5 protein-coding genes are annotated in these 10,176 nt (G+C 54.9%); 2 read left to right on the top strand and 3 right to left on the bottom strand.

All coding sequences use genetic code 11. The features are described 5' to 3' along the window. Positions 1 to 721 precede the first annotated feature (721 nt). Positions 722 to 3,382 (top strand): glycoside hydrolase family 78 protein, encoded by a 2,661-nt coding sequence (locus Poly41_RS11645; protein WP_146526333.1) that lies wholly within the window; start codon positions 722 to 724, stop codon positions 3,380 to 3,382. 422 nt (positions 3,383 to 3,804) lie between these two features. Here the strand turns inward: Poly41_RS11645 and Poly41_RS11650 are convergent, their stop codons facing one another. Beyond that, positions 3,805 to 4,878 (bottom strand): type II secretion system F family protein, encoded by a 1,074-nt coding sequence (locus Poly41_RS11650; RefSeq protein WP_197231236.1) that lies wholly within the window; start codon positions 4,876 to 4,878, stop codon positions 3,805 to 3,807. Positions 4,879 to 5,180: 302 nt separating this feature from the next. Between Poly41_RS11650 and Poly41_RS11655 the strand changes: the two genes are divergently transcribed. Then, positions 5,181 to 6,452, top strand: coding sequence for a class I SAM-dependent methyltransferase (locus tag Poly41_RS11655; RefSeq protein ID WP_146526335.1), 1,272 nt, complete (start codon positions 5,181 to 5,183; stop codon positions 6,450 to 6,452). 179 nt (positions 6,453 to 6,631) lie between these two features. On the opposite strand, the gene Poly41_RS11660 is transcribed toward Poly41_RS11655, so the two are convergent. Further along, the gene (locus Poly41_RS11660; RefSeq protein ID WP_231615605.1) at positions 6,632 to 8,389 is read right to left on the bottom strand and encodes an arylsulfatase; all 1,758 of its coding nucleotides are present in this window, start codon (positions 8,387 to 8,389) and stop codon (positions 6,632 to 6,634) included. A 198-nt stretch (positions 8,390 to 8,587) separates the two neighbouring features. Continuing rightward, positions 8,588 to 10,162, bottom strand: coding sequence for a sulfatase (locus Poly41_RS11665; RefSeq protein ID WP_146526336.1), 1,575 nt, complete (start codon positions 10,160 to 10,162; stop codon positions 8,588 to 8,590). Positions 10,163 to 10,176 lie beyond the last annotated feature (14 nt).

Below are 10,176 nucleotides of genomic sequence, written 5' to 3' on the forward strand. Positions count from 1 at the left end.
GCGGCTTCATCGATCGACCAAAGAACGATCCTGGGACGCAAACGCTTTGGGTTGGAATCCAGAGATCCTACGACCTGTCCAACGCATGGAACGCTTTTGGGCCAGGTGCAAAAAATTTTTCAAGCGTCTAACTTATGTGGTACAACGAGCCCAAAGGGAGAGGTCGAGCGCAGCGAGGGAGATCGGTGGGTGTACCTCGCCCCTTTGGGAGAGGTCGAGCGCAGCGAGGGAGAGGGTTTCTTGGCTCCCAATTGACTTGCTCCCTACGCCCCCTTTCGAATCGGTGATACTTTCCATCGGTCTCCAATCCCCCACCGATTCGTCAGGCTAGGGTAGGGGGACTTCATGCAGTGATAGGCGTCGGCAGAGGAGGAGTCTCCACCCGACTTCCGGCCAGACGCTTTGGCACTTTTGTACTAATGGCTGGCACTATTGTTGAGGTTTCTGCTTGCATGCCGAGGTAAATTCCGATCACCTCAATTGCACCTGCGCATAAATCCCGCCCTGTTCGATCGATGATTGCAAACCGGATGGAAACTAGCACACAAACGCAGGATTAGGCTTCGAGAGGAAACATAATATCGGTTTATTGGCGACGGAGACCTTGTTGAGAGGGCTGTCCGTCGCTGCAGGCGGCGAGCCCTACATTGTGGTCTTCCACCTTTTTCAATTGTTTCGCGTAACGTCCTCTGGATTTTACTCCCCCAACTTGAGTTGACCAATGAAATTAAGAGTATTGACTGGGATACTACTTGTGCAATTGACCGGCTGTCACATTGCCTTTTGCGAGGCGGCAATGCCGGAGCATCTGGTCGTCGGCGAGGGGTTCGTGGAGCCGTTAGGTTTCCATGATGCGATGCCGACGTTTTCCTGGAAACTGCCCGTAGGCACCGAACGCCAGACGAGCTACCAGATCGAAGTTCGTGACACGCTGGCCGAGAAAACGGTTTGGGACAGCGGATGGGTCGAGTCGGATCAATCTGTCTTCGTTCCTTACGGTGGTTCCCCTCTGCTGTCACGCCAACAACTCAGTTGGCGCATCCGTTTCCGGGACCAAGATGGCAATGATTCTGATTGGAGTGCTGCTGCCGAATTCGAGATGGGGCTCCTGACTTCAAAGGACTGGAACGCGCAATGGATCCGATCGGCATCGGAAGTTGATAGTGACGAAGAAAAGGTTGCCTATCTAAGACGGGAGTTTCCTGTCGCGACAACAATTGCACGGGCACGCCTCTATGCGACGGCTCGCGGACTTTACGAGGTTTATCTGAACGGCGAAAAAGTGGGTAACGACGCCTTCACTCCCGGTTGGACATCCTACGGTAACCGGATTGATACCCAAACGTATGATGTCACCGCGCAGTTGAAACAAGGTGAGAATGCCCTGGGGGCGATGTTGGGTTACGGATGGTACGCGGGACGTATCGGTTGGCAGAAACAAAGAAACATCTATGGCGAAGTTCCCGAATTGCTTCTGCAGCTCGAGATCACGTTTGAAGATGGCCGTGTGCAAACCATTGCTTCGGATGACGCATGGCAAGCGACACTCGGCGGGCCGATTGTCGCATCAAGTATTTACGACGGTGAAACCTTTGATGCGCGTCAATCGATGCCGGGTTGGAACGAGATCGGCTTTGACGATTCAGATTGGAGCAACGTGGCGACGGTTGCAAAACTGGAAACGCCCCGTTTGACGCCCAAGCCGTTCGCACCCGTGCGAATGACCGAGACCTTGTCCACTCAGACGATCACCGAGCCAGAGCCAGGGCGGTTTGTGTTCGATCTGGGCCAAAACATGGTCGGTTGGCCTGAACTCAATCTGCCTGTCGAGAAGAACGAAACGGTAACCATCCGATTCGCTGAAATGCTGAATCAAGACGGCACGATGTACACTGACAATTATCGTTCCGCCAAGTCGATTGACTTCTACACCGCGGCAGAGTCGGGAAGGATCACCTGGAAGCCGACATTCACGTTTCACGGTTTTCGATATGTGGAGCTGTCGGGCTTGCCCCAGGGATCGACGCCCACCGCAGACTGGGTCAAGGGGCTGGTCCTGCATTCCGATCTGAAACGAACGGGCTCGTTTGAATCGTCGCACGAAAAACTAAACCAGTTGCAACGCAATATCGATTGGGGGCAGCGAGGTAACTTCCTGGATATCCCAACCGACTGCCCACAACGCGACGAGCGTTGCGGATGGACCGGCGATGCCCAAGCATTCTGCCCGACCGCGATGTTCAACTACGATTGCCATGCGTTCTGGAAAAGCTGGTTGCGATCGATGCGTGACGACCAGTTTAGCGATGGTCGCATTCCTCACGTGATTCCCGATATATTGAAGAATCGTGGCGGCAGTCCAGGCTGGGTGGACGCGGCCACGATCATTCCCTGGCAAGTCTATCTTCGTACCAGTGATAAGGAGATCTTGCTCGAGAACTATGACATGATGGAGCGACTCGTCGGCTGGTACCGCGAACACGTCAAAGGGGGTGTCGTTGAAAAAGTGGAGGGTTTTGGGGACTGGCTCCAACCGTATGCTTCCGACAACAAGGGCGACACGCCCCATGTGGTACTCGCAACCCTGTTCTACGCAAACAGTGTTCAAATTCTCGCAGATTCTGCTCGCGCTCTGGGCAAGAGTTCCGATGGCGACAAATATGGCCAGGAAGCTGCTGCGGCAAAGCAGGCTTTTGCGAATCACTTCTTCGATTCCAATGGGAAACTGCAAAATGCACCCGAGACTCAGACAGCCTACATCCTTGCGATTGCGTTCGACCTGATCCCCGCAGAGCTGCAGACGCAAGCGGCCAACCATTTGGTCCGGCTGATTGGCGAAGCGGACGGTCATCTACGCACCGGCTTCCTCGGCACGCCGTTTATCACCCAAGTACTCGATCAATCGGGACATTCGGATGTAGCGTTCTCTGTCCTGTTCAAAGAGACTTATCCGTCGTGGTTCTACTCCATCAACCAGGGAGCGACGACGATGTGGGAACGATGGAACAGCTATAGCCACACCGATGGCTTTGGTGACGTGGGGATGAATTCCTTTAATCACTACGCCTACGGTGCCGTCGGACAGTGGATGTATGAACGAATTGCCGGTCTTTCACCTGATCCTGCGCACCCCGGCTACAAGCACTTCTTTGTTCGGCCGATCCTTGGAGGCCCCCTGACTTCCGCCAGTGCCGAACTGGAAACCGGTTACGGCAAGGCAGCGAGTGGTTGGCAACACGTGGGGGATAAGGTGGAACTGACCGTCACCGTACCTCCTAACACCACCGCGACCGTTGTCTTTCCTGATGATCGCCCTGCGGAGACCTTGTCCGCTGGGCAATATCGCTTCGAGTGCAAGGGGCCTTCTGAGTCACTCCGTTAAAGCGAATGAAAGCGGCTATGCTCCCAATAACGACTGTGCCTGCTCCCTTGGTGTTCGTGTCTTTGTAGAACACCAGCGGCGCAGGAAAACGCTGGCCGGATCGTCGACCCAGGGTGTGCCGCGCCGCGTCGGCTCTGGGCTGTGGAATCAAACCGCTTGGGACAATCCAAAAACAACTTTCGGATTTCACGCTCCCGCTTGGAAGTCGTGCAGTTTTAAAGCTGTGGCTAATGCAGTGTTTAGGTATCCATCCACCCCTGCGGGAGGGGGCGAGCGCAACAAGCGGTGGAGTAAAGAGAAGGCCGTAGTACGCAACTTATTTATCGAACGTTCTCCGCGGTAGCCGCCCATCAAACCAAAACTCTCGCAAAGGACGCAGTGCTGCGTACCAACGGTTCAAGCCGAACGAGTTTGTTCGACGTTCATAACGTTGCTTCGCGAATTAAACTCAAAAGCGTGCCGACGATGGAAAACATCACGACGTATGCTAGGATTCGCATCAACATTGGCTGAATCCATTCTAACTTGCACAGCATGCTCGCACCGGTTTGATCCGAGATGCGATCAAACGCTTGCTCCAAAGTGCCCGACAGATCTCCGGCCTCAATCGTTCCTTTTTCATCAGGTGTCAGGATCGTCAAGTGACCGAACGCATCGGTAAGGGTATGTCCTTGCTCGATCGACTCTGCAGCTTTTAACAATTCTGATTTCGCAGCATGGTTAGTGACCGTTTCGACCGCCGTTCGGATCATGGCTTCAACTCGTTGTCCGCCAACCGAGTACAGTAGTGCCAGAACACGAAAGAATCGGTGCAACACGATCTCTCTTTCCAACTCGCCGATCCATGGAATCGATAATCGCACTTGATCCATGAAAACTCGCACGGGCGTCGTCATCATCACCACGACGATCAAACCAAGCTGAAGCCATGAAAGCGTTTCTTGGATCCCTATGCGTGTCGCCGCAGCAAAGGACGCCAAATACATCGTCAAGATGACCTTCACGATGGACCCCATCGACAGAATCGCAATGGGATACACCCACAGTTTACGCAGCGCCGAAGCCGGACCGGCCAACAATTTGCAATGTCTTTGCAGAAACCCAAGGGCCTCAGCCAAACGCCCCGTTTGCTCGCCCGCATTAATTACGGGTAGAAAGAACGGAGGTAAAAGATCCTCACCACCGCGTAGCGCTTGGGCCAGCGATGATCCACTGCGGACCAATTCAACCGCACCCGACCAACAAGCACCAAGTCGAGTTCTGCGGAGAGCTTTGAGACAGAGTTCTAAACCGCGAACGATATCGACGGATGATCGGACACAAGTACCAAGGTCATACGAAAACCTCGCCAGCAATTCGTACTGAGGCGGCCTAGCGAGACGCACCATTCGCTTGAACCCGCTGCCTATTTGTTTCGCGACCCACTTTGGAAACTGGTGTTCAGGTAACACCCTCTTCGGATTCGTCTTTGTAGACTTGATAGAGGATGGATTCATCGTGGTCGCGTCATTCGGAGTAATCCCAACAATAGCCAATTGGACGATGGCGTGTGAAGCACGATGCTGGATACACGCGGAAGCGGACTTGTCAAACGATGATAACCTACTGAACCCAGGGTGCTGCATCATCCACCCGAAGGGCCCTACCGGAGCCATCCTGCCACAAGCGGCAACGTCGTCAAGTCATGCCAGCGTGAATGCATGCCCTGTAACTAATTGATACGGAAGTCGGGGGCAGCGTACAATGAAAGGTCCCCAAACACTCCCCTCCTATAACATCCCTCCATAAAGTGCAACCGATGATGATGCAATTGAAGCGAATGCTCGACGTCTTGGTCTGCGGACTGCTGCTATTTTCACTCGTGTCCGCGCAGGAATCCACCCAGAAAACAGAACCGGAACAAGCCGCTGCAAAACGAAAGGCCGCTGCAAAACGAAGAGACGATTCGCAACAGCGGGTCGCATCGCTCCATGAGTTAGCAGATCGTCTGGAAATTCGCCCCGGAGCAACGATTGCAGACATCGGTGCTGGGAAGGGAAACGATAGCTGGGTCTTTGCTGATATCGTTGGCACTCAGGGCGGCGTCCTTTCGGTGGAGATCACCGAAGACTCGGTCAAGAAACTCAAGCAAGAAGCAGCTTCACGCGATCTGACACAGGTTCACCCTGTGCTTGGACAGTCCGATACGCCGAATCTGCCGGAGGACTCCGTCGACATGGCGTTCATGCACTACGTGTATCACCATTTGGCCAAGCCCCGCGAGATGTTGCGAAACATCTGGCACGCGTTGAAGCCGGGGGGGTACTATGTCGTCGTTGACCGACACAAGGGAACGCTCGTCGATTGGGTGCCGCGGGCGGATCGTGAGAAGAAACACTATTGGTTGGCTGAAACGACGTTCGTTCGAGAAGCCCGCGAAGTAGGTTTTGAATTTGTCGGTTTTGGCGAACAAGAGTGGTACGCCAAGGACGACACGTTTGTGATCATCATGCAGCGACCGAATGATGTGGATTTCCGTGGTGGCGACCCAGACCCCATGCCTCCGATCGATGGGACGATCTTGAATGACTTGTTGTCAACAAGTGAGAGGTCGCAATCTCGGATCGCTTTTGTTGCACTTGGGGAGGGGCGAAGGCTGATCAAGCCTCTGATGCAGAAGTGCCAGGGTGAGGCCGTCGACATCGTGCTTGAGGAATGGGCGACGCAAAAGGACGAGCGGCCCGAAGTCCCCCCGGGGCTGGAGCTGCTGAGTGTGCTGACGGAGAAGGGGGATCCGAAGTTGTCCTCCGATCCACTTGATGCGGTCTATTTTCTCGACACTTACCATTTGCTTTTCCACGGTGACGTGCTGTTGCCATCCCTTCGTCAACATCTGACTGACGAAGGCCGTATCTATGTCCTCGACCGGAAAGCTGACGAGGAACTCTCTCATCGGGAGGCCAGCCACCGACGAAGCATTGCACCGGAGACGGTTGTGCGAGAGATGACGGAATACGGTTTCGAGCTCGAGTCTTCGACCGCACCTTCGTCAGCATCGCGTTTCTTGCAAGTGTTCCGCAATCGTCCTTGATGTGGCGAGTTCATGGGAGCGGAGTAAACGGGCCCGAAGAGTGGACAGCTTCGAGATTCTGGATTTGGAGCTGTTTCAGTCGGTCCATCCGGATTGATCGTGGGCTCGGTCGAGAGTGAACCCGGATGGACCACCTTTCTTGATCAATAACGGTCAAGTCGATGCTCAATTTGAGAGTGCTACTTTTTGACTTTGACGTCGGTCATTTTCGCCCAAGCATTCCACGTCTCGGTCAACTCGGTAACGAGTTCGGGGTTCTGGGACGCTAGGTCATGGGCTTCGGTCCGGTCGGTGCTAAGGTCGTAGAGTTCCCACGTTTTCGCGTGCCGATCCCAGGCCAGCTTCCAATCACCCTTGCGGACCGCACGATTGGTTGACCAGTGCCAGTAGAGGTAAGGGTGAGGCTTGCGCTGCTGGCCTTTTAGAATCGGCAACAATGTTTTGCCGTCCAGGGGAATCGTCTGCTCTCCAAACGCCGGATGTTCGTCGGGGTAGTCCGCACCGGCGATGTCGAGGAAGGTGGGAAGGAAGTCAATGATGTGTCCGACTTGTTCGCAGCGGGATCCGGGTTCGATTGCACCAGGCCAACGGGCAAGCAGCGGCGTCGCGATACCTCCCTCGTGACAATATTGCTTGTAACGGCGAAAGGGGGTGTTCGATGCAGTGGCCCAACCTGGCCCCACGTGAGCATAAAAATCTTTGGGGCCCGGGATTTGGTTCGGGTCATTGCCGCCGGGAGTTTCGGCGCAGCCGCCGTTATCGGCAAGGAATAAAACGAGGGTGTTGTCCGCGACACCAAGCTCATCAAGTGTATCGAGTAGTCTGCCGATGTTCTGATCGACCGAATCGATCATGGCTGCGTAAACCTCCATCCGCAGTTGCTGCCAACCCTCGTCAATCTCTTTGGCAGTCTCCCAGGGCTGTGCGAGATCGTCACGTTCGACAACTTCCCAGTTTTCGTCGACGAGACCAAGTTCCTTCTGTCGGGTGAGTCGTTTCTGACGCAAAACATCCCAGCCGTCGGCGTACTTGCCTTTGTATTTTGCGATGTCTTCGGGCTTAGCGTGCAACGGGTAATGCGGGGCAGTATAAGGCAGGTAGTGAAAAAAGGGCTTTCCCGACGCAACGTGGGCTTTGACCGTTTTAATCGCGTGATCGGTGAAGGCGTCCGTGGTGTAATAGTCCTCGGGGAAGTCGTCGGCACTGAGATCGCGGTCGTTATGACCAAAAGCCCGAACCTTGCCTCCTTTGAACTCAGGGTCGGGTAACTTGGGATTGAAAAAATTGCAACATCCATCCCACAGCCCATAGGCTTCATCAAAGCCCCGCTCGAAGGGGCGCGTTCCCGCTGCCTTTCCATTGTGCCATTTGCCTGATAAGCCCGTTGCGTAGCCGGCATGACGCATGGCTTCGCCGAGGGTCAGCATGTTTTTCGTGATCAGTTCGTCCTGCCCGCGTCCTCCGTTTCGAGGATAGAGTCCCGTCAGCAGGGACGCCCGCGTTGTTGTGCATTTGGCATTGTTATAAAACTGAGTGAACAGCATCCCCTCCGTGGCGAGACGGTCGATATTGGGGGTTTTGATCTCGGAGCCATAGCATCCGATGTCGGACCACCCCATGTCGTCGACCATGATCACGATGATGTTGGGATCCGGCTGCTGTGCGGTCGTCGTTGCGGTCAATAGTGTTGCGGTCAATAGTAGCGTCACGAGGCAAAGGAAGCTGAGGCGGGGCAGAGCGGTCATGTCAGAGGGTCGATGATGTAAGGTTTGGGCAAGGGTTAAACGGTCGTTGGCACCATCGCGTCCAGGTGCCGCCAACGCAGCCGACGGGATCACGTACGGCGCGGCCACAGCGGTTGCTGCTGCCGTGCCAGCGCCTTTAAGTACCGCACGGCGAGGGATTTGAGGAGAATCACTGCGGTCGTTATCGTGCATGATTTCACTTTGGTGGGCTGGGAGGTGGGAATTGGCGCCATTGCCGTGGCCCGACAGCATACTTCCCAGGACGTTTCGACTCAAGCGATGGCTTGAAAGTCGCATCGCCAAAAACTCCAACTCGTCACCGTGATGGATGGAGATCACACCACGGAGCGTGTCTGTCCATCGATGGCCCCAACGGTCCCTCAGCTGGTTTTATGGATCGTTTGTGTCTGCATATTCCTGATTGGGTTGCATCGATCGGGCGGATACTTCTGTTCTCCAGTCGTGAAGCATCCTACGCAACTGGGTCACTTTCTCGGGCATCGCTTGGGATAGGTCATTCTGTTCGCCAACATCTTTGCTCAGATCGAACAATTGCACTGTACCGTTTTCAAAATACTCAAGCAGCTTGTAGTCGCCGGCACGTACCGCTCCGCCGGGGCTTTGCATTCCATGATTGCTGTAGTGCGGGAAGTGCCAATAGATCGCTTCCCGGTCGAGCGTCTTGGCCCCTTGGAGCAACGGCAAAATGCTCACTCCATCTGCGTGCTGCGTGGCCCGAAGCGGCAGGCCCACCATCTCCAGGATCGTTGGATAGAAGTCGGTGCTGATCACCGGCGCGTCGCATACGGTTCCCCGCCGACCCTTGTGCGGCCAGTGGACGATCAGCGGTTCGCGAATACCACCTTCGTAAAGCCAGCCTTTGGCCCCGCGCAGCGGCAGGTTCGATGTCGAGAAGGCCTTGTCCAATTGGCCTCTCGCAATGATCCGGTCGGGATTTCCGAAGTTCGCCGCGGACATGCCGCCATTGTCCGAGAACAGGATCACAACGGTCTTGTTATCGAGGTTCAACGCCTCCAATTTTGCCAGCACGCGTCCAAGGCTCTCATCGACCGACTCCACCATGGCGGCAAACGCAACGTTGTCCTGATGTTGCTTGATCTTCACGGTGCGGTCTGGCAAGACCTTGTAGCCTGACCACGCTGGTCTCCTTAGACGGGCTCCGAGTTCTTCCCGCGACAGCGGACTCTCTTCGTCTGGGTTGCCTTCCAGAATGAACGCGGGCCCCGCGGCAAACGTTGTCTTTTCGAGCTTCTTTTGGTACTTGGCAACCAGGTCTTCTCGCCCCTGAATCGGATCGTGAACCGCAAAGTGCGACAAATAGAGAAAGAACGGTTGATCCACGTGTGCCTCAATGAACTCCTCGGCCTTATCGGTCAGCCGATCTGTCAGGTATTCGCGCTGTTTGTCGTCAAGGCCATCTAACTGAAACGGTGCGTGGTAGCCAGCGTTAGGCCAACCCTTGTTCCAACGAGGGATCTGAATATCGAAGCCCTGCTGCAGCGGTCCGTAAGGATATTCGCCCAAATGCCATTTTCCAATGTGCGCCGTACAATAGCCGTTTTGTTTGAGTGTCTCGGCAAGCGTCACTTCTTCCAGAGGCAGGTGTTGATGAATTTCTGCGTTCTTCAGTTTCTGAAAGGGATAGTCTTTTCGACCGGGCAACCAATCGGTCAGATGCAGCCGAGCCGGGTACTTCCCCGTCAGGATACTGGCGCGTGTCGGAGAACAGACATGGCAAGCAGCATAGGCCTGAGTGAACCTCACGCTTTTTTCTGCGAACCGATCGATGTGTGGTGTCTCGTAAAGAGGACTGCCGTAGCATCCCAAGTCGCGCCAACCGAGATCGTCCACCAGGAAAAAGACGACGTTGGGGCGATGTTCAGCTGCTGAAGCGCCGAGTGCGTGAAGCAAGGTCAGCGCAACAATGAACGTTTTTCTCAGCATTCCAGTCTCTCCAG

This window comes from Novipirellula artificiosorum, assembly GCF_007860135.1.
In the GTDB taxonomy this organism is placed as follows: domain Bacteria; phylum Planctomycetota; class Planctomycetia; order Pirellulales; family Pirellulaceae; genus Novipirellula_A; species Novipirellula_A artificiosorum.